Below are 19,240 nucleotides of genomic sequence, written 5' to 3'. Positions count from 1 at the left end.
CACAAGGTCTATATTATAGGGGCGAACAGCGTTCGCCCGCCTTTGGCACAAGCATTGTAATGATAAAAATAAAAACTGCGGATAGTTTAAACACTGTCCGCAGTTTTGTTATGTAGGGGCGATCTTAGGTCGCCCGCATATTGCCGCCATGATATCAACAATTTTTGTAAGTTGAGTTCAAGCCTGTTTGAATTGGTCGAAAATGTGCAAAGTAACGGGCGAACACTGTTCGCCCCTACTGTTATAATCCGAAATTATTTATGCTCTTCAAGATACTTCTCTGTATCCATTGGATAGCATTTCAGGTTTGGAAGCTCGTCAAGGGTGAGAACTCTTTCGCTGTTGTAGATCTTGTTCCACTCGTCAAATGTGGTGTACTGATCTGAAAGCTGTTTATCCTTGATACAGAACTCGCCGTTCCATGTACTGAACCACGCCCAGCGTGTGCCGTCGTTGAATGCTCCGTCAGGGTCGAACATCGAGCCGTTCTCTGTCATTGCGATTATCTTTTTTGTGGATGTGCTTGACTTCACAAGGTCATAATACCACTTCTGTGAAGAACTGTCCTGCTCTGCAGGATAACAGTCATAGCCCATTATGTCAACATACTCATCTCCCGGATACCAGTCAGGATTCTGTGCGTTCCATACCCAGATGAGGTTGTTAAGACCATACTCATTTGTGAACTTGTCATACATGAGCTGCCAAAGCTGAATGTATGCGTCCTTTCCTGCTGAACCCCACCAGAACCATGCGTTGCCGGGATACTTAGGGTCGCCTGCCGCCTCGTGGAGAGGTCGCCAAAGTATAGGCACGTTTGCGTCTGCAAGCTCTTTAAGCACCCCTGCCATATGGTCAAGGTCTGCTATGATAGAATCATAGCCCTCTTTATCCTCGCCGCTGAGAGCCTTTGCAAGGTCGAAGTCTGTGTATTCAGAATAGAAGCCCTGCCACCATGCTCCGCCGTTCTTTTCCAGGTTTTTCTCAGGGGCATACCAATGCCAGCAAAGTGAAACTATTCCGTTTTCATTGTTGTACCAATCCATAGCCTGCAATGGCACCATATCTCCGCCGCCTGCGCCATGTGAAAGTGCGCTGTTTGAAAGGTTTGAAACGTCAAGACCAAGTATAGCAGGCGTCTTGCCTGTGTGCTTCTTTATCTCCTTGAACTCACGGCAGTCCTTGCCCTCGTTATCTCCTGAAAACTGACCTGAGATAGTATACTTGCCATAAACGTCTGTAAGGAAGTTATAAAGTCTTTTTGCCTCGTCAGAAGCGTTAGGGTTTGAAAGCTGATTTGATACCTCATACTGTGAAAGGTCGATAGCAGGAGCTGGGGTTATCTTTATCCTGTCGATATAGATATGACCATTGTCGCCCTTTATGCCTATCTTATGAGTACCCTCGTCGATAAGCACATTTTCAGCCATAGTGTCGCCAAACTCTGTTGTGGTTGATGTGAAGTTTGTGAGTGCCGCACCGTCGACAGTGATAAGATTCGACTGACCCTCGCCGTCTGCTGCCATTGTGAGAGTAATATTATAGCTTCCCTTTGCAGGAAAATCTATCTCGAACTCCGCCATATCTCCTGATGAGCCTATAGAAACGAAGCCGTCGCCGGAAAACTTACCAAGAAAATTCTTATCAAGCACTGCCGCACCTCCCGAAAGAGTTCCCTCCTCCGCCTCGGATTCATAGCTGAAATCCTCAGGAACGTCATACTCTGTTGTTACGTCTGAAAGGTCGATGTTGCCCATATCCTCAACGACAGGGGCTGTTGTGGTGGTAGTTTCGCCTGCTGACGAACTGCCTGAGCTGCTGTTTCCTGTGCTGCTGCAGCCTGCTGCCGCACAAGCGATAAGCACTGCCATAACGGCAGCAACTGTTCTTTTCATTATTTCACGCATAATGTTCTCCTTATCATTAATATTTAAAATATTCAAATTTTTATAAAGCCAAACTTTGCGAAGCTCTCGCCTTTAGGCTTTATATTCCATACTTTTAAATATATCATATAAAAAATCATTGTCAATAGCCATTTTTAATGTTTAACATCGTGTTCAAAATTGATAACGTTTACTTTTATTTGAACTAAAAAAATATGAACCCACACGGCATTGGGTTCATATTTTCATATATAAAAATATTATTTTCTGAGAAACGTTCTGTATACCCAACGGGTGAATTTTCTAGGAAATATAAACAAGCCAAGTTGGAGAGTGCATGGCATGAAAAAGTCACGGAAGCCCGTATACCCTGAACGGTGTATTATCCACCTCACACGAATGAAAGCCTTTGTATGCTCCCAGCTTTTGCGTGTATCCACAGTATTTTCATCTATGCGGTAGCGCACAAGCACCTCGGGTATATTCTGTCCCTTTGCACCATGCTGTAACATTCGTGCGATAAACTCATAGTCCTCGCACATTTTAAGGTCACTGTAACCGCCTATCTTCTCCGCAAAGGACTTGCGAAAAGCCACAGACTGCCTGTTGAAAGGGTTGCGTCGTTTGGAATATGAAGCGATATCCTTATGCATGACAGGCACTTTTTTCACCGAAACTACCTCGTCGGTGTCAGTGTCGAACTCCTCCACATATGTGCCGATTATATCAAGCTTTGGCTTCACCGCAAAAAGGGTCATCTGCTTCAAGCAGCGGTTAGGGAGAGATATATCGTCGCTGTCCATTTTCACGATATAATCGCATTTACACGCCTTTATGCCCTCGTTGTAAGCCTTTCCAACGCCCACGTTCTCGTCTATCTGAACGATATGGAAAATATGCTTGAACTCGTCCTGAAAAGACTTCACGATAATATTAAGCTCGCAGGTGAGCTTGCCGTCGCACACAAGCACGAAGTCAGAGGGAGGATATGACTGCATGAGCATAGACTCAAGACTCTCGTTAAGGTTCTCAGGAAGCTCACGGTCATACACCGACATAAGCACACTGTATTCAGGCAGCGTATATTTTCCAACTCGATACGTCATAAAATCCCTCCCCTGCATTATTATCAACTCAATTATACTATAACAGCTCCAAAAAGTCAACTACGACCAACAAAGTATACTATTTATATAGTACAGACCAATACACAAAAAAAGACCGCCCCATTCGGAACGGTCTTGTAAGCTACTTTGAAAAATTAGCCAAGCTTCTTAGCAAGCTGTGATACCTTTCTTGCAGCAGCATTCTTATGCATAATGCCCTTTGTGCAAGCCATATCTACCTTCTTGATAGCAGCTCTTACTACTTCTTCCTTGTTTTCTGCGTTCTCAGCTACAGCAGCGTCAGCCTTCTTGAGTGCAGTTTTAAGATCAGACTTTACAGCCTTGTTTCTCATTGTCTTAGTGTTGATAACCTTGACTCTCTTCTTAGCGGATTTAATGTTTGGCATACCGACACCTCCCTCATTCTGTATAAATTTGCACTTATTTGCACAAGCTATCCGCAGACTGAGAGGAAATGCGGAAAGCCCTTTAAACAAGCCTTGTAAAATATTTTACCACATTTCAAAAGAAATTGCAAGGGGGGTTACTGAAAAAAATATAGAAATTTTGCGGTCTAAATTGTAGGAACACACAAAAACTTACACGATATCACAGAAAGGTGAATAAAATGAGCATTAGAACGGATATGGCGGCGGAAAGCTTTTCTCAGGCAGGCGGTGCGGAAAAGCTTCAGGGAGTGAAAGTCAAAAACAAGGTTATTGAAAACGCTAGGCTTGAGGTAACGGACATCACCATAGAAACACAGGAAGCCTCCGAAAAACTTGGCAGACCTGTCGGCAGATACATCACCCTTACCGCCACAGATTCAACATTCGATATGTACAGCGACAGTTTTCGCGAGCGTGCAGAAGTCATAGCAAAAGCCATAGGGGAGCTTTGCGGTGGTTGTGAACGTTTTTTGGCAGTAGGACTTGGGAACCATGCCCTGACTTCTGACGCTGTTGGTCCTCTTACCGCTGAAAAGATCTTCGCTACCCGCCACATAAAAAGCCTTGCAAAAGAGATTGATACTGACGATCTGGGCGAGGTCACAGTGATACAGACAGGAGTGCTTGGAAACACGGGAATAGAATCCTCAGAGCAGGTAAAAGCAATTGCAGAGCGTGTAACACCGCAGGCTGTTATTGCAGTTGACGCACTGGCTTGCAGCGAGCTTTCAAATCTTGGCAGGACGATACAGCTTTGCAACACCGGCATTTCTCCGGGAAGCGGAGTCGAAAACGCACGAAAAGAGCTTTCGCTTTCGACCCTCGGGGTAAAGTGCATTGCCATAGGCGTGCCAACGGTCATAGATCTTTGCACTGCCGCACAGCACATTTTCGGTCAGACCGCACCTGAAAGCTCCGAAAACATCATGGTCGCTCCGAAAACTGCTGACAAACTTTCGGAAAACTGCGCAAAGCTCATTGCAATGGGCATAAACCGTGCCGTTCACCCTGCCCTGTCGCAAGAGGACATCCAAACTCTCACCTGCTGACAAAAGACAGGTGGTACAGTAATGTAAAAGCTGTATACAACAATTGTAAACTTTTTATTAATATGTATGAGCGAAATTGCGAAAACGTTTTCTGAAAACGAATACTCACACAAATTCAACACACCTTTGTCATAATCAACAAAAACGCTTGAGCTTTATATTGCAAAATGCTGATTGACTAAATTTAAACTTTTTGTTATCATTAGTAAGGACGAAAAATAAGCGTTATGGTAAGCGTTGTCGGGTAACAATGCTTGTCGATCGTAACAGATGAACGTTTTGGGTAAGGAACATTCGTCTATTATCAAGGAGGTTACTATAATGAAAATGGCAAAGAGAATTTTCGCTGCTGCTTGTGCGCTTTCACTGGCTTGCAGCATGGCTGCTTGCGGCAGCTCATCAAGTGACAGCTCATCTTCCAAGAAGGAAGCTAAGGCTATGACAGAAGATCAGAAGGAGCAGGTAAATGCACTTCAGGATAAGCTCCCTGACATCGAGCTTTCAAACAAGACTATCAAGTGGATGGCTCACTATGACATCAACCCTAGTGATGGTAAGTCAGAATCACCTGCTATCTCACTTTTCCAGACTAAGTACGGCGGAAAGATCGAGTACGTTCAGACAACTTGGGATAACAGATATACTGATCTTGCTAAGGCAGTTATGGCTAACGACTCACCTGACTTCTTCCCTGCTGACGACATGGACGCATTCCCTAAGGGCGCTATCAAGGCCATGTTCGAGCCTATCGACGATGTAGTTGATTTCAGCTCAGACATCTGGTCATCATCACAGACACTTAACGATTCATTCGTATTCAACGGCAAGCACTATGTAGCTGCTATCGACGTAAGACCACAGTATGTTTGTACATACAACACAAAGACAATATCAGACTTTGGCTATGATGATCCTGCTGAGCTTTATGCTAATGACGAGTGGACATGGAGCAAGTTCACAGAGATGTGCCTTGACTTTGCAGACTCTGAAGCTGACAGATATGCTCTTGATGGTTACTGGTACGGCAAGGCTCTTAACGATACTTGCGGTTATCCACTTATCGGTCTTGAGGACGGCAAGCTTGTAAACAACATGGGCAAGGCTGAAGTTGGCACAGTTCAGGATCTTATGTACAACCTTGAGAAGAACAACGTTGTATTCGACAGATCAAGCAACAACTGGAATACAAGAGGTGACGGAGCTAACGGTGAAGGTCTTGGTTCACAGCTCACACTGTTCATTCCTATCGGCACATGGGCTCTCGAGGATACTCCTGAAAAGACTAAGACATTCGGAAGCGTCAAGGACGGCGAGGTTATGTTCGTTCCAATGCCAAGAATGGACGATTCTGACAAGTACTATGTATCTACAGGTGTAAACGGCTATCTCCTCTGCAAGAACGCTCCAAACCCAGACGGCTTCAATGCGTACGTAAACTGCTGCAAGGTTGCAAACTCTGAGGTACAGAACATTACAGAAGAACAGCTCAAGAACGACTACGGCTGGTCAGACGATATGATCGAGATGCGTAAGACAATTTACGATCTGGCTAGACAGAATCCTGTATTTGACTTCCAGGACGGCGTATCTGCTGAGCTTTCAACACTTATGCAGACAGTAAACCAGGCTACAATGATAACAGGCGGCGGAGCTACTACATGGACAGAGTGCGTTGCTGAGAACCAGAAGGCTGTTGATTACATCATCAAGGAAGCAAACGCTAACGTTGCTGAATAATTCAGTATTTTCAAGCGGGACGTTCATTCGTCCCGCTTTTTTATTGCCTTTGTATTTGTCACGAATTTGTTAAATATATTTGTACGCAAAATGCACAATATAAAATACATAAATTTGTGCAAGAATTTTACGGATTTTTATGTACAAATCACAAAAAATATGCTATAATAAATACACGTTAAAAAGAATATATCAAAGAAGGGAGATATGTTTTATGAGATCGATTATTACTATCAGCCGTGAATTTGGCAGCGGAGGACGTGAAATAGGCAAGAAGCTTGCTGATGATCTGGGCATACCTTTCTATGATAAAGAGCTTTTGGAAATGGCTTCAAAAGAGAGCGGTATATGTCAGGAGCTTTTTGTTAAGAACGATGAGTCCTATACTAACAGCTTTCTTTTCTCACTGGTCATGGGTAATTACCCTGTAAGTGCAGACGGCAGGATCAATCCTGATATGCCGCTAAATCACAAGATATTCTTGGCTCAGTTTGAAACTATCAAGAACATTGCAAAGAAGGGTCCTTGTGTTATTGTAGGACGTTGTGCTGACTATGTTCTGAAAAATGAGCCTAATATTATCGACTTCTTCATTTCCGGCAACACTGCCGAAAAGAAAAAGCGTATCCTCGAGAGATACGATATCGAAAAAAACAAAGCTGAGGACTTTATCCGCAAGACTGATAAGCGGAGAGCTTCATACTATAATTATTACACCGACATGAAGTGGGGCGAAGCAAAGAACTATGACCTTTGTATCAACTCGTCCAAAACAGGCGTTGACGGTGCTATCAAGCTTATGAAAGCTTATATCGAAATAAAAGAAGCCAACGCTGATAAATAGGAATTTTTCGTTTTAATTCATTTTACTTTCCTTACTACGAAAGAGGGCTGACCATAGGGTCGGTCCTTTTCCGTTTTATGAGAAGTTTTATTACTCTAGCTTAAACAAAGTGTAACCAATATGTTATTGACAATAACAAGCAAATATATTATACTGTATAAAAGGGCAGAAGTCCGTCAAAAAAAATAAAAAATACTGCAAAAGGAGAAACAGAAAATGGCTGAAATAAAAGTTATCACTATCGGCAGACATTATTGCGCAGGCGGTTCGACTATCGGTAAGCTTGTGGCAGAAAAGCTCGGTATCCCATGCTATGACAGAGAGATAATCGACATGGCGGCACAAAAAAGCGGCATTGCAATGAGCGAGATACAAAAATACGAGGAAGCCGCTCTGAGCATTCTCAAAACACCGATAAATCTGTTTTCAAAGGAGAAAGAGTATCCTATAACAGAGAAGATATTCGCCGCTGAAACAGAGGTAATAATGGAGCTTGTTTCAAAGGGAAACTGCGTTATCGTGGGCAGATGTGCAGATTTTATACTGAAAAACAAAGTCAAGACGCTGAATGTCTTCATTAATGCAAGCTTTGAGAAGCGTCAGGAGTGCGCAATTGAGAAGCACAACATCTCCGAGGACGAGGTGGAAGCAAGGCTCAAAAAGTATGACAAAAAACGTGCTGACTATTACAACTCCAACACAAACAAAAAGTGGGGAGATATTTCAAGCTATGATATGTGCCTTGACAGCGGCAAGCTTGGATACGAAATGTGCGCCGAGATAATTGCTGACACTGTGAAGCTTTCAAGGGAGAAATAGGGGCAATATTTTATTGGGAGCGATAAAAAATGTCAAAGGATAAGGAAGTCAAGACCAATGCCATGCGTATTCTTGACAGAAATAAGGTAAAATACAAGGTCAACACATACGAGTGCGACGAGTTTATCGACGGCATACACATTGCAGATATGCTCGGTCAGCCATATGAAAGCTCGTTCAAGACCCTTGTAACAGTGGGAAAAAGCGGAAATTACTATGTTTTCGCTATCCCTATCGCAGAGGAGCTAGACATGAAAAAGGCGGCAAAGTCTGTGGGCGAAAAGTCGGTGGAAATGCTCCACGTCAAGGATATAAACTCTGTTACAGGCTACATTCGTGGTGGCTGTACACCCCTTGGCATGAAAAAACAGTACATGACGGTAGTTGACAGCTCTGCGGAGCAGTTTGAGGAGATAATCATAAGCGGCGGACGTATCGGGTCGCAGATAATGCTTTCTCCGAAAGACCTTATCAAGGTCACAAGGGGTAAATTTGAGAGCATAACAATGAGTGAATAGACAAAAAAAGAGAGCCACTTGGCTCTCTTTTATTTTGCATTTATGTTGATATATTCGGGCTTTGTCTTTGAGTACATTATTTTCTGGCTGGAATAAAGTCCGTAATAGCCCGAAAGCATATAGCTTACTCCGCAGGCAACCGCAAAAAGTACAAGCCCACTTCCACCGAAAAGCTCATAGCTGAGAAGTATGGAAGCCACAGGGCAGTTCACAACGCCACAGAAAAGTGCCACAAGACCTATAGCCGCACCGAATGATGGGTCAAGCCCCAAAAAGCCTGCGGCTGTACAGCCGAAAGTTGCTCCGATAAAGAAGGTCGGGACTATCTCACCGCCCTTGAAGCCTGTATTTATAGTTATGGCGGTGAAAAGCATTTTCAGGGCAAAGGCTTCCGGGTGCGCCTTACCTTTCTCTAAAGCCGCCACGATAACGTCTACGCCTGCTCCGTTGTAATCCCTTGTACCTACAAGCAAAGTCAATGCAATGATCACAACGCCACCTACAGCTATCCTGAGATATGTGTTAGGCAGATACATCTGAAATCTTGAATGTGAAAACTCCATTACCATGCAAAGGAGTATGGATATCACCGCACAAAGAGCCGCAAGCGCCGCTATCTGGGTCACAGACACAAGGGAAAGCCTTGGTATGCCTGTTATGTTGAACTTTGTTGGCGCAAGCCCTGCCAACAGCGATATTTTATATGCGATAAGAGAGGAAGCTATGCAAGGCACAAGACCCACATAGTATATAACGCCCACGCTTATTACTTCCATAGCGAAAAAAGTCGCAGTCAAAGGCGTGCCGAAAAGTGCGGCAAACACTGCACTCATTCCGCACATTATCACAAGGCTGGAGTCTTTTTCGTCAAGCTTTAAAAGCTCGCCTGCCTTTGCGCCAATGCTTCCGCCAAGCTGCAAAGCCGCACCCTCACGTCCTGCCGATCCGCCCGTAAGGTGGGTGAGTACGGTGCCTAGAAAGATGAGAGGCGCCATAAGCAGCGGCACTTTGATGTTTCCACGAACAGAGCTTATGATAAGATTTGTACCGGTCTCCTCATTCACCTTACAGACACGATAGCTGAAAATGATAAACAGACCTGCCAACGGCATAAGATACAATGTCCAGCTATGACCCTCACGGAAGCCTGTGGCAAAGTTTACCGCCATATGGAACAGCGAGCCGACTATTCCCCCTATTACACCCACTGCGCAGGCGATAAAGACCCACTTTGCAAAGGCTATGGAGAATTTTTTCACCGTCCGCATTTTGCTTTTTATAAACTCACTGCTTATTTTCCTCACCCCTTTTTACAGAAAAACAACGGGCGACATATGCCGCCCGAAATACTTGAAATACAGCTCCACAATAATGGAACATCGCATTTCTGTGAAACAGAAATCTAGCCGTTCCACTACAAGATAATATGCTAAATTATACCTCAGCGATTACCTCTACCTCAACGAGAACGTCCTTTGGAAGCTCTTTTGCGGCAACGCATGAACGTGCAGGCTTTGATGTGAAATACTCACCGTAAACTCCGTTAAATGCACCGAAATCTGACATATTCTTAAGGAAGCATACTGTCTTTACAGCCTTGCCGATAGATGTTCCTGCGGCTTCAAGAACGTTTGTGAGGTTCTTGCAAACCTGATGTGTCTGCTCCTCGATAGTTGTTGCCTCAACGTTGCCTGTTGCAGGATTGATTGCTATCTGACCTGATGTGAAAACAAGGTTTCCTACCTTCATTGCCTGTGAATATGGACCAATTGCGTCCGGTGCGTTCTTTGTGTAAACAACTTCTGCCATTTTTATCTACTCCTGTCTTAAAAAATCTTAAAATTACTTATTGACTATCTTAAAGCCTGCGGCTGTAAGAGCCTGTCTTATCTCTCTGATATGATCAAAGTTTCTTGTTTCAAGAACAAGTCTGAGCAGGCAATCTGTGATATCGCTGTCCTCGCTTGCTCTCTCGTGGTGAACAGAAACAACGTTTCCGCCGAGCTTTGAGATTATCTCTGAAACATCTCTCAGCTGACCAGGTCTGTCCTCAAGCTGGATAGTAAGAGTATCAGATCTGCCAGACTTGAGCAGACCTCTCTTGATAACTCTTGAAAGGATAGTTACGTCTATATTTCCGCCTGAAACAAGACATACGACCTTTTTGCCCTTGATGTCAGGTATCTTATTAAACATTACTGCGGCAACAGGTGTTGCGCCTGCGCCCTCTGAAACGAGCTTTTGCTTCTCGATAAGGTGGAGGATAGCTGATGATATCTCGTCGTCTGAAACTGTAACAACGCCGTCAACATACTTACTGCAATACTCAAAGGTATGCTCGCCGGGCTCTTTTACCTTGATTCCGTCTGCGATAGTGTGAACGCTTTCAAGGCACTCTATCTTGCCGTCTTTAAGTGAATTTACCATTGAAGGTGCGCCTTCAGCCTGAACGCCGTATACTCTAACGCTTGGCTTGAGCTGTTTTACAGTGAATGCAACACCTGAGATAAGTCCGCCGCCGCCAACCGGAACAACGATAACGTCTGCATCAGCCACCTGACTAAGTATCTCCAGACCGATAGTTCCCTGACCTGCGATAACATTCTCGTCATCGAACGGGTGAATAAATGTATAGCCGTTAGCGTCACGAAGCTCGATAGCCTTTGCATAAGCGTCATCATAAACGCCAGGCACAAGACATACCTCAGCGCCATAGCCCTTTGTTGCCTCTACCTTTGAGATAGGTGCGCCGTCAGGAAGACAGATGATAGACTTTATACCGTTCTTTGTTGCGGCGAGAGCAACGCCCTGTGCGTGGTTTCCTGCTGAGCAGGCGATAACGCCGTGTGACTTTTCCTCGTCTGAAAGCTGTGATATCTTATAATAAGCTCCTCTTACCTTGAAAGAACCTGTTACCTGAAGGTTTTCTGTTTTCAGATAAACGTCACAATCAGGGTTTACCTTTGGCGCATGGATACACGCTGTTGGTCTGATGACCTCTTTGAGCACGTTTGATGCGTCAAAAACCTTATCCAATGTAAGCATAAAAAACAACCTCTTTTTTCTATGTAGTAATAAAAAAAGCCCTCGCCTGACTAGAGGCGAAGACATAATATCTCCGTGTTACCACTCTGATTGCAGACCATAAGCCTGCCACTCATATCTCTTTCTAACGGTGAGAGACCGTATCCGCTTAACACATCTGCTTAGGCGGATCAGCTCAGAGATGATCCTGACGGCGTTATCCCTGCGGACTTTCACCAAACGTCCACTCTCTGCGAAGTATTCGCACCGTCACCTTTCTCGTCACAGCCTTTTTGATATTCAATACAATCATTATATCACCATAAATATGAATTGTCAACAGCAATAAAATGAATTTTTCTCTAAGACATTATACAAGAATAAAAACCCACACCAAGGTGCGGGCTTTTATCAATTAAGGAAGTATAGAAAAAATATATGAAGAAAACAATCATGAAGTCTTTTTAACTGTCGGTCTTTCCTTTCCGACTGTAATAATATTACCACTGCAATGTGATAGAATTATGTGCAAAGAGAGTACATTTGCAAAAATATCACCTTTTGTTTGCATAATGCACAACGATATGACGAAGCTTCCCTGTGGTCATATCCCTGCCCTTTATATCCGCTCCGTTGTGGCTCATAAGCTCAGCGCAGACTATGTCGTCGGTACTGCACCTGAAAACCTCGTGTCCGTCACACACCACCACAAGCTTTTCACTATCAACAGATATTCCGCCTGTTCTTCCAATAACATTTTCCTCTGCACCCTCACGCTCCACCACATAGGAAACTCGTTTCCCATGATAGCGTTCAAGCTCTTTCAAGGGCGTACCCTTATTTCTCTTAAAAAATCCCATTTTAAGCTCCTGTATCAATTATCTGCTATATTATTATCATTTCCTGCACAAAGCTGCCTTGCGGAGACGATAACGTCAAGCGACTCGCCCACCGACTGCAAAAAGGCTGACAGCAGCCCAAGCTGGTCAACGCTCAAACCCTCACCAAGATAATTTGCAAATGCCGCAGCCATTATATTAAGCTGCTGACCGCAGCACGATCCCCTGTTTTCCACTGATACCGCCCTTTCCTGCTCACAACGTTTCTCTGTCATAATATGCGTCAGAAGAATAATACGTTCGCATATGCAGATAATAAGGGCATATTCTGAAAGGGGTCAAACACCTATGAACATCACTCACACCATACTTGCCACAGTCGGCTCTATAATAGTTATGTTCGCCATATCAAAGCTGCTGGGCAACAAGCAGATATCACAGCTCACGCTTTTTGACTACATCAACGGTATCACCATAGGCTCTATCGCCTCTGAAATGGCTGTTTCGCAGGAAATGGACGAGCTTATCGTGCCTGTTATCGCAATGGTGCTTTACGGACTGACAGGCTTTCTGTTGTCGGTGCTTACGATGAAGTCTATCCACTGCCGACATTTTCTCTCGGGCAAGCCTATCCTGCTTATTGAAAAAGGCAAAATATATCCCGAAAATCTTAAGACCGCCAAGCTTGATGTGAATGACCTGCTTTCAAGAGCAAGAACGTCAGGCTATTTCGACATCTCAAAGATATACTACGCTATTCTGGAAACCAACGGCACTATCTCTTTCATGGAACGTGCAGCAGAAGCACCTCTCACTCCAAAAGACTTAGGATATGAGAAGCAGGATGAAAAACTTTGCACCGACCTTATCCTTGACGGCGTTATTATGGAGGACAACCTGAAATACGCAGGCAAGGAGATAAAATGGCTCACAAACGAAATAAGAAAGCAAGGCTGTTCATCACCTGACAAGGTCTTTCTCTGCATAGTTGACGGAAACGACAAGGTGACAGTGTTTCCGAAAACTCAGGAGAGCAACAAGAAGATCTACTTCGACTGAACCTTCTTCAAAAACTCGTGCAGCTCCTCTGCAAGCCTGCTCACAGGCAGACCAACAACGTTATAAAAGTCCCCGTCTATCTTTTCCACAAGAAGTGCTCCAAGCCCTTGTATGCCGTAAGCCCCCGCCTTATCCATAGGCTCGCCGCTTTTCACATAGGCTTTTATCTCCTGGTCGGAAAGCTCTCTGAAAGTCACTGCGGTATCAACGGAAAAGCTACTGTAACGACAGCCTCTGCCAAGGGTAACGCCTGTTACAACATGATGTGTCTTGCCTGACAGCATTTTTAACATTCTTATGGCATCAGCTTCGTCCACAGGCTTACCGAGAACTTCCCCATCGCATATTACAACAGTGTCACAGCCGATAACAACGCTCAGGTCATAGACCGAAGCGATACATCTGCATTTTATCCCTGAAAGATACTCAGGGGCAAGCTCCGGTGTAACGTCCTCTGGTATTTTTTCGTCACAATCAGAGGGGATAACTCTGAAATTCTCACACATCAATGACAGCAGTTCTTTTCTTCTTGGCGACGCTGAAGCAAGTATAACATCATAATCCATAAGCTCGCTTGAAATATTCACTGACATAAAGATCTTCCTTTACTTCTTTTACTTCTTACTCAAAAAGGCAACGCACTTATTATCCTGCGCTGCCTTAGTTTTTTATTACAACTTCATTCCGCACTCTGAGCAGAACTTAACGCCTGCCGGCTCTTTGTGGCCGCACTGAGAGCAGAATACAAAATTGCTGTTTGCAGGCTCTTGCACCGGAGCTTCTGCTATCACCGGAGCAGGCTGTGGCATTGGTGCAGGCTGAGGTGCTGTTTCAGGCTGTGGGATAGGTGCAGCAGTCTGTGTCACAGCAGGCTCAGGGATAGGAGCGGCTGTCTGAACATTCTGATGAGCAGGATCGCCATAAACAGGATTAGCCTGTGGCTGAGTATAAGCAGGTGAAACAGGGTGATTATGATAGCCCTGACTGTTTTGTATAACAGGCTGTGCGCCCATTGGAACTGCACCGCCCTGAGCAGGCTGCTGATAAACAGGCTGAGCCATTTCAGGCTGTTTTGTTCCGCAGTTAGGGCAGAACGCCATATTCACTGGTATCTCGTGGCCACAGCCGGAACAAAGTTTCATTCCTCTGATGGTAAGAAGCTGTTCATTAAGATTTTTCAGTTCTTCAAGAGTTGCGTCTATCTGAGCAATAAGGTTTTTCACCTCCGGCTCTTCTATCTTGTCAGCCATTCTGAGCTTGACAAATCTGCCTATCTCGGTATACTTATCGTTTATAAAGGCAAGCTTTGCGTCTATCTGTGCCTTTACTGCGTTTTCAGGTGTATTCTTAGGTGAAAAAAATCCCATTTTTATTCTCCCTTTCGGTTATAATATTTCTTCTGTATTTTGCTCTATGGTGATATTATCCTCAGGCTGAACGTCAAACGAAGTTGTTGTAGTATCAGGTGCTTCTGTAGCAGGAGCGGTGGTAACAGTGCCGTTCTCGGTCGGCTGAGTCTGTGCAGGCTCACTGTCCTTTTTGCTGTCGCCTGAAGCGTTTCCGCCCTCGTCAACTATCTCTGAATCCTTTATCTCCTTATCTATCTCGTCCTGCGACATCTGACCTCTCTTTACAGCTTTGTCATTTACAGCCGACAGACCAAGATAGCAATTCACATAATAATGAGTAAGTATCTGATCGTATGTATAGCCAGCCTCGGCATAATAGCAAGCGCCCCACTGCGACATTCCAACGCCGTGACCCCAGCCATAGGACTTGAAAGTGAACACACCGTCCTTATAGCTTATCTCCATGGCGTTCGATTTCACATCAAAGAGGTTACAGAGCGTGATACCTGTTATCCTAGATTCACTGCCATCATAGGTACAGCTCGTATGACCGTCGATAGTCACTCCGCTTATATACTTTCCGCTGAAAGCAGAGTCTATTTTAAACCAGTTCTTCACGTCGTCGGAAAGCTTTATATCAGTTTGGCTCTCGATACGCTCCTTGACCTCGTCTTTTGTATATGTAGCTTCAATGCCCCAGTTAGGATCTTTATCGTCAAACTCGCTCTTTACACGCTTGAGATACGGGTAAGAAACGCCCCATATATCCTCGCTGGTGGTAGAATAACCTGCTGTTGAAGCAGAATAAACTGCATTTATGATGTTGCCGTTATACATAACGGTCTGACCCTCAACGGCATTTACACATCTTTCTATCTTTGAAGAATATCCGCTTTTAAGCCCCACCGTAGGTATAGCACCTATAGAATCGTTAAATCTGACCCATGTATAAGCCGCCACGGCCTGCGCCTTTATGGCTTCCTCGCCCCACTCACCGCCTATCTCGCTGTTGACTATCTGACAGAGCAGTTCATGACCATTAAGAGTGACGATATTTCCTGAGATTATATCATTGACAGTATAATACTCGTCAGCGACGCTTCTTGTATCTGTAAAGTTAGCAGGGTCGTTCTTTATATCGTAATACTCGCCCTTATCCTCAGGCATTTCCACAGTAAACTCACTGGCTGAAGCCTTTTTCTTTGTGGTCTTTGCCTGCTTTTTCTGCTGAACATAAGACATATCATACTTATCCACAGAGGACTTTTTGAACTTCACAAAGTCATAGACCTCAGTAGCGGCAGTGGTCTTAACGCTTTGAGCTTCAACGTTTTTGACCTGCACCGCAGGGGCTTTTTCTGCGCCCACGCTTTTATTATCCAGCAACAGCTCACCGCATATACCAACGGCAGTTATGCTCATTACTGCTGCGCAGACATTTGCACATATCTTTTTTGTCATCAAATTCATCGTCAAGACACTGTCCTTACCTTCAAGCGGTCACACCGCAAAACATTCCCAATGGCAGCAAAATACTCACTGCATACCTAAATAATAGTTTATCAAATACTGAAAAAAAGTCAAGACAAAGCTAAGTTTCGTCCTGACTTTTCAGCATAATATACAATTTTATATCTGCAATATCGGCATTTTAGCCAAAAACTTCAAATATTACTTGAAGTATCTCTGACCATCAAGCTCCATGCAGAATGTGAGTGATTCAAACCAAGCCGCTGTGCTTCCACCGCAATACTTTGGAGCGTAGTAATAAACTGCACCGTTTGAATTATCCTCGCCGTTCAGCGCTCTCTTTGCACAATCAATAGTGTTCTGAGTTGGCTTGTTTCTGCCGCTGTAATAGCCGTTTATTGCAGTGAACTGATTTGGTGCTGTAAGAACGTCGCTTATAGAGCTTCCAAACCTGCCTGTTTTCACTCTGTTGATAATAACATTTGCAACAGCGATCTTGCTCTGCTCTGAGCAGTTTCCTACCTCGCCCTGAAGAACGTAGCAAAGCATATCGAATTCTTCATCTGTATAGCTTATAACAGAACTTTTCGAGCTTGATGTTGTTGCTTTCTTTGTTTCTGTCTTTTTTGTTTCAGACTTTGTTGTCTTAGCCTTTGTTGTCGTAGTCTTTTTTGTTTCAGACTTCTTAGCTGCTGTTGTAGTTTCGGACTTCGCAGCGGAAGTTGTTGTTACTTCTGCCTTTTTAAGATAGTCCTTCATTACATATCCGCTGTAGTCACCGTATGTAACCTTATACCAACCGTCACTTGTTTCAGCCGTAACGATAACTTCCTCGTCTGTTGCAACGATAGCTTCTATCTCTGAGTTCTTGTCAGCCTTTTCTCTGACGTTCACGATCTCAGTTGCGACCATTGTTACGTTATTGACCTTTGTTTCTTTTGCTGCATTTTTAGTAGTTTCTGTCTTTTTTGTTGTAGTGGCTTTGGCGGAAGTTGTTGTCTCAGACTCTGCCTGTGCCATTTTATACTCGCTGATACCCGCTTTTCTCCATGTAACGGTGTTCATTGAAGTATAGGTCTCATCTCTCTCAGTTTCTGCTTCTGTCACAGAAGTGGTCTTAGTGTTGGTTATTGCAGCTTTTGTGTCCTTCTGAGCCTCGTTGTTGCCGCTTGTAAGTGCAAAGATACTTACTGTACCTATCATCAGCACTGCCAGCGCACCGCTGCCCAGCATTGTTCCTACTTTCCTGACCGACGGCTTAGCTGTTCGCTTTATGCTGTCTTCAGTTTTTTTCTGCTTCATTTTAATCACATTACCCTTTCCGACCGTCTGCACGCAAACCGTCTTCACTGCCGTCCGTGAGCTTGACGTCAGCTAAAATTTATTTTACACCGATTTGGTGTAATAAACATCAATAATCCCAGCCGAAATACTTCTTATTGTTTCCGTATACGTTTCTCCAGCATTTAGGAAAATAAATATCCTTATTTGCCTTGTCCTTATAGGAATCTATTATAAGATCCAGGTTATCGTCAGCCGTCATTTTCTTTGCCACGATGACCCACCTGAGATTTGAAGTTTCGTTCGTACAAGTCGAGAGCGATATATACTTATCGTCTGCTGTACACTCGATATCATTTGAATACCACGAACGCTTTCTCACTTCTGAGATCCAATCGTCAAACTTATAGTCAGCGTCGTCAAAATATCTGGTAGTCCAGTATTTGAAGAGCTTTCCGTCGTCCTGACTTTCACGTATTCCCGTTACAAAAGCACCCACGATAACATACTTGCAGTTGTTGTCATAGATAGTATTGAACTCGATAACAGGATATTTCTTAAGAAAATCAACGCCCTTTTTATACTCAGTAAGGTGAGTAAAGGAAGTTCCCACATATCTCATGTTATGACCATATATCGTGATATTGTCAGACTGCCCGTCCTTATTTATGGTAGACCAAGCGTCTGCATAAATGCTTCCCGATTCGTAATACTGCTTGTCTATATTCTTGTAAAGATAATATTCATTATCCTTGCCTTTAAGAACAGGGAAGTTTATATATTCATCACCTGCGGAATTTTTAAAGCCGGGTATTTTTATCCAGCCTACGACGTCCTTGTTCCTTTTCAGAAGCTTCTTAGCCCAATCCTGAACTTCTCTGTCCTTCGTTGAAGCCTCAGGGTCAGAAACATCAATATCGTCTGAGCCGTTATTCTTGCTCAGGTCAACGTCATCGCTAAAGTCAGGCTCGTAATTTACGATCTCCTGAATATAGCTCTGATCCTGCTCGTCGGCTTTCAGAAAATCAGAAAGCTCATTAAGAGAAACACAGAAAAGCACGATAGAGAACATGAACACTATCTTTCTGAACACTTCTCCTGCTCCGTCGCCCTTCCACGGGATAAAATATCTTACTACTCTTACAAAAAAGTTTGTATCGTCCTTTTCGGACAGATTCATTGTTTCATTAGCCATTGACATTTATTTCAAGCCTCCGCCTTTTGTTCATACAGCTCAAGCACCATTCTCAGTGCTGTTTCTGTTGTAAGCATACGGATCTTTCTTCTGTCCAAATTCTCATATTCTTTATAGAGCTCCAGCCGTCTGACTATTTCCTTCTGACGACTTCTCACTGAAACATACACAGTTCCCACAGGCTTTTCCTGAGAGCCGCCGCCTGGTCCTGCTATACCGGTAACAGCCACTGCACAATCTGCACCGAAAAGCTTCAGCGCACCCTTGCTCATCTCACTGGCTGTCTGCTCAGAATAAACAGTATACTGCTCCAGCGTTTCCTTTTTCACGTTCAGAAGCTTCATCTTTATTTCCTCCGTATAGGTGCAAGCACCGCCGAGGAACATTTCCGACGCTCCCGAAACGGAAGTGATCGTCTGGCTTATCATTCCGCCTGTACAGCTTTCCGCAGTACACAGCTTCCGACCGCTCTTTATCATATATTTTACTACACTTTTTGTAACTATGTCAATACTATCTGTAACCACTTTGTCACCTTCAGCAAATTTCATAGTAATAATCACCCCTTTTAGTTATATATTGCACATAAAAAATCGGCTCTTTTTGTCCATTTTG

The 19,240-nt window shown here is 44.0% G+C and carries 20 protein-coding genes and 1 other annotated feature; of the genes, 6 read left to right on the top strand and 14 right to left on the bottom strand.

The annotated features are described in order from the left end of the window. Positions 1-254 precede the first annotated feature (254 nt). From DW938_RS10450 to rpsT, 3 genes are all read right to left on the bottom strand, one after another. Positions 255-1,907, bottom strand: a complete 1,653-nt coding sequence (locus DW938_RS10450; RefSeq protein ID WP_118124741.1) for a glycosyl hydrolase — start codon at positions 1,905-1,907, stop codon at positions 255-257. Between the two features lie 239 nt (positions 1,908-2,146). Further along, positions 2,147-2,992 (bottom strand): glycosyltransferase, encoded by an 846-nt coding sequence (locus DW938_RS10445; RefSeq protein ID WP_118124739.1) that lies wholly within the window; start codon positions 2,990-2,992, stop codon positions 2,147-2,149. Positions 2,993-3,147: 155 nt separating this feature from the next. After that, positions 3,148-3,399, bottom strand: a complete 252-nt coding sequence (rpsT, locus tag DW938_RS10440; RefSeq protein WP_022287631.1) for a 30S ribosomal protein S20 — start codon at positions 3,397-3,399, stop codon at positions 3,148-3,150. A gap of 221 nt (positions 3,400-3,620) precedes the next feature. Between rpsT and gpr the strand changes: the two genes are divergently transcribed. From gpr to ybaK, 5 genes are all read left to right on the top strand, one after another. Then, positions 3,621-4,490 carry a GPR endopeptidase gene (gene gpr / locus DW938_RS10435; protein ID WP_118124737.1) on the top strand — a complete coding sequence of 290 codons (870 nt, stop codon included), beginning with the start codon at positions 3,621-3,623 and terminating at the stop codon, positions 4,488-4,490. A gap of 321 nt (positions 4,491-4,811) precedes the next feature. Further along, positions 4,812-6,227: an ABC transporter substrate-binding protein gene (locus DW938_RS10430; RefSeq protein WP_118124735.1), complete on the top strand. Its 1,416-nt coding sequence runs from the start codon at positions 4,812-4,814 to the stop codon at positions 6,225-6,227. A gap of 214 nt (positions 6,228-6,441) precedes the next feature. Next, on the top strand, positions 6,442-7,071 hold the full coding sequence (locus DW938_RS10425; protein ID WP_022287628.1) for a cytidylate kinase-like family protein: 630 nt from the start codon (positions 6,442-6,444) through the stop codon (positions 7,069-7,071). 216 nt (positions 7,072-7,287) lie between these two features. After that, positions 7,288-7,890: a cytidylate kinase-like family protein gene (locus DW938_RS10420; protein WP_117859341.1), complete on the top strand. Its 603-nt coding sequence runs from the start codon at positions 7,288-7,290 to the stop codon at positions 7,888-7,890. Positions 7,891-7,919: 29 nt separating this feature from the next. Beyond that, entirely contained in the window at positions 7,920-8,408 is a 489-nt protein-coding gene (gene ybaK, locus DW938_RS10415) for a Cys-tRNA(Pro) deacylase (protein ID WP_022287626.1), read from the top strand. A 29-nt stretch (positions 8,409-8,437) separates the two neighbouring features. On the opposite strand, the gene DW938_RS10410 is transcribed toward ybaK, so the two are convergent. The 5 genes from DW938_RS10410 to DW938_RS10390 all read right to left on the bottom strand — a co-directional run bounded on the left by DW938_RS10410 (position 8,438) and on the right by DW938_RS10390 (position 12,546). After that, positions 8,438-9,676 carry a chloride channel protein gene (locus DW938_RS10410; RefSeq protein ID WP_118124753.1) on the bottom strand — a complete coding sequence of 413 codons (1,239 nt, stop codon included), beginning with the start codon at positions 9,674-9,676 and terminating at the stop codon, positions 8,438-8,440. 166 nt (positions 9,677-9,842) lie between these two features. Continuing rightward, positions 9,843-10,217 carry a RidA family protein gene (locus DW938_RS10405; protein ID WP_022287624.1) on the bottom strand — a complete coding sequence of 125 codons (375 nt, stop codon included), beginning with the start codon at positions 10,215-10,217 and terminating at the stop codon, positions 9,843-9,845. A 33-nt stretch (positions 10,218-10,250) separates the two neighbouring features. Then, positions 10,251-11,453: a threonine ammonia-lyase gene (ilvA, locus tag DW938_RS10400; RefSeq protein ID WP_022287623.1), complete on the bottom strand. Its 1,203-nt coding sequence runs from the start codon at positions 11,451-11,453 to the stop codon at positions 10,251-10,253. A gap of 49 nt (positions 11,454-11,502) precedes the next feature. Next, positions 11,503-11,727, bottom strand: a binding site (T-box leader). 259 nt (positions 11,728-11,986) lie between these two features. After that, the gene (locus tag DW938_RS10395) at positions 11,987-12,292 is read right to left on the bottom strand and encodes a hypothetical protein (RefSeq protein ID WP_118124733.1); all 306 of its coding nucleotides are present in this window, start codon (positions 12,290-12,292) and stop codon (positions 11,987-11,989) included. A 14-nt stretch (positions 12,293-12,306) separates the two neighbouring features. Next, entirely contained in the window at positions 12,307-12,546 is a 240-nt protein-coding gene (locus tag DW938_RS10390; protein ID WP_038672306.1) for a hypothetical protein, read from the bottom strand. Positions 12,547-12,619: 73 nt separating this feature from the next. Between DW938_RS10390 and DW938_RS10385 the strand changes: the two genes are divergently transcribed. Beyond that, positions 12,620-13,330: a DUF421 domain-containing protein gene (locus tag DW938_RS10385; protein ID WP_181984420.1), complete on the top strand. Its 711-nt coding sequence runs from the start codon at positions 12,620-12,622 to the stop codon at positions 13,328-13,330. On the opposite strand, the gene DW938_RS10380 is transcribed toward DW938_RS10385, so the two are convergent. From DW938_RS10380 to DW938_RS10355, 6 genes are all read right to left on the bottom strand, one after another. After that, positions 13,318-13,923 carry a Maf family protein gene (locus tag DW938_RS10380; RefSeq protein WP_181979751.1) on the bottom strand — a complete coding sequence of 202 codons (606 nt, stop codon included), beginning with the start codon at positions 13,921-13,923 and terminating at the stop codon, positions 13,318-13,320. The genes DW938_RS10385 and DW938_RS10380 overlap by 13 nt on opposite strands. Before the next feature lie 78 nt (positions 13,924-14,001). Then, a complete protein-coding gene (locus tag DW938_RS10375; protein ID WP_118124729.1) occupies positions 14,002-14,697 on the bottom strand; it encodes a zinc-ribbon domain-containing protein in 696 nt (231 codons plus the stop codon). Positions 14,698-14,715: 18 nt separating this feature from the next. Continuing rightward, entirely contained in the window at positions 14,716-16,149 is a 1,434-nt protein-coding gene (locus DW938_RS10370) for a SpoIID/LytB domain-containing protein (RefSeq protein ID WP_118124728.1), read from the bottom strand. A 201-nt stretch (positions 16,150-16,350) separates the two neighbouring features. Beyond that, on the bottom strand, positions 16,351-17,451 hold the full coding sequence (locus DW938_RS10365) for a cell wall hydrolase (protein ID WP_118124752.1): 1,101 nt from the start codon (positions 17,449-17,451) through the stop codon (positions 16,351-16,353). A 109-nt stretch (positions 17,452-17,560) separates the two neighbouring features. Beyond that, positions 17,561-18,631 carry a class B sortase gene (locus DW938_RS10360; protein ID WP_117877791.1) on the bottom strand — a complete coding sequence of 357 codons (1,071 nt, stop codon included), beginning with the start codon at positions 18,629-18,631 and terminating at the stop codon, positions 17,561-17,563. A gap of 5 nt (positions 18,632-18,636) precedes the next feature. Further along, positions 18,637-19,176 (bottom strand): CinA family protein, encoded by a 540-nt coding sequence (locus tag DW938_RS10355; RefSeq protein ID WP_118124726.1) that lies wholly within the window; start codon positions 19,174-19,176, stop codon positions 18,637-18,639. Between the last annotated feature and the right edge of the window lie 64 nt (positions 19,177-19,240).

The organism is Ruminococcus sp. AM43-6, assembly GCF_003461785.1.
Classification (GTDB): Bacteria; Bacillota; Clostridia; order Oscillospirales; family Ruminococcaceae; genus Hominimerdicola; species Hominimerdicola aceti.
This window is presented reverse-complemented; position numbering and strand designations above follow the sequence as displayed.

Excerpts from the sequence above, each read along its gene's own strand:
- DW938_RS10380 (WP_181979751.1), bottom strand. The coding sequence starts at position 13,923 with ATGTCAGTGAATATTTCAAGCGAGCTTATGGATTATGATGTTATACTT.
- DW938_RS10375 (WP_118124729.1), bottom strand. The coding sequence starts at position 14,697 with ATGGGATTTTTTTCACCTAAGAATACACCTGAAAACGCAGTAAAGGCA.
- DW938_RS10395 (WP_118124733.1), bottom strand. The coding sequence starts at position 12,292 with ATGGGATTTTTTAAGAGAAATAAGGGTACGCCCTTGAAAGAGCTTGAA.
- DW938_RS10425 (WP_022287628.1), top strand. The coding sequence starts at position 6,442 with ATGAGATCGATTATTACTATCAGCCGTGAATTTGGCAGCGGAGGACGT.
- ilvA (WP_022287623.1), bottom strand. The coding sequence starts at position 11,453 with ATGCTTACATTGGATAAGGTTTTTGACGCATCAAACGTGCTCAAAGAG.
- DW938_RS10390 (WP_038672306.1), bottom strand. The coding sequence starts at position 12,546 with ATGACAGAGAAACGTTGTGAGCAGGAAAGGGCGGTATCAGTGGAAAAC.
- DW938_RS10385 (WP_181984420.1), top strand. The coding sequence starts at position 12,620 with ATGAACATCACTCACACCATACTTGCCACAGTCGGCTCTATAATAGTT.
- DW938_RS10355 (WP_118124726.1), bottom strand. The coding sequence starts at position 19,176 with ATGAAATTTGCTGAAGGTGACAAAGTGGTTACAGATAGTATTGACATA.
- gpr (WP_118124737.1), top strand. The coding sequence starts at position 3,621 with ATGAGCATTAGAACGGATATGGCGGCGGAAAGCTTTTCTCAGGCAGGC.
- DW938_RS10360 (WP_117877791.1), bottom strand. The coding sequence starts at position 18,631 with ATGTCAATGGCTAATGAAACAATGAATCTGTCCGAAAAGGACGATACA.
- DW938_RS10430 (WP_118124735.1), top strand. The coding sequence starts at position 4,812 with ATGAAAATGGCAAAGAGAATTTTCGCTGCTGCTTGTGCGCTTTCACTG.
- DW938_RS10450 (WP_118124741.1), bottom strand. The coding sequence starts at position 1,907 with ATGCGTGAAATAATGAAAAGAACAGTTGCTGCCGTTATGGCAGTGCTT.
- rpsT (WP_022287631.1), bottom strand. The coding sequence starts at position 3,399 with ATGCCAAACATTAAATCCGCTAAGAAGAGAGTCAAGGTTATCAACACT.
- DW938_RS10370 (WP_118124728.1), bottom strand. The coding sequence starts at position 16,149 with ATGAATTTGATGACAAAAAAGATATGTGCAAATGTCTGCGCAGCAGTA.
- DW938_RS10420 (WP_117859341.1), top strand. The coding sequence starts at position 7,288 with ATGGCTGAAATAAAAGTTATCACTATCGGCAGACATTATTGCGCAGGC.
- DW938_RS10405 (WP_022287624.1), bottom strand. The coding sequence starts at position 10,217 with ATGGCAGAAGTTGTTTACACAAAGAACGCACCGGACGCAATTGGTCCA.
- DW938_RS10445 (WP_118124739.1), bottom strand. The coding sequence starts at position 2,992 with ATGACGTATCGAGTTGGAAAATATACGCTGCCTGAATACAGTGTGCTT.
- ybaK (WP_022287626.1), top strand. The coding sequence starts at position 7,920 with ATGTCAAAGGATAAGGAAGTCAAGACCAATGCCATGCGTATTCTTGAC.
- DW938_RS10365 (WP_118124752.1), bottom strand. The coding sequence starts at position 17,451 with ATGAAGCAGAAAAAAACTGAAGACAGCATAAAGCGAACAGCTAAGCCG.
- DW938_RS10410 (WP_118124753.1), bottom strand. The coding sequence starts at position 9,676 with ATGCGGACGGTGAAAAAATTCTCCATAGCCTTTGCAAAGTGGGTCTTT.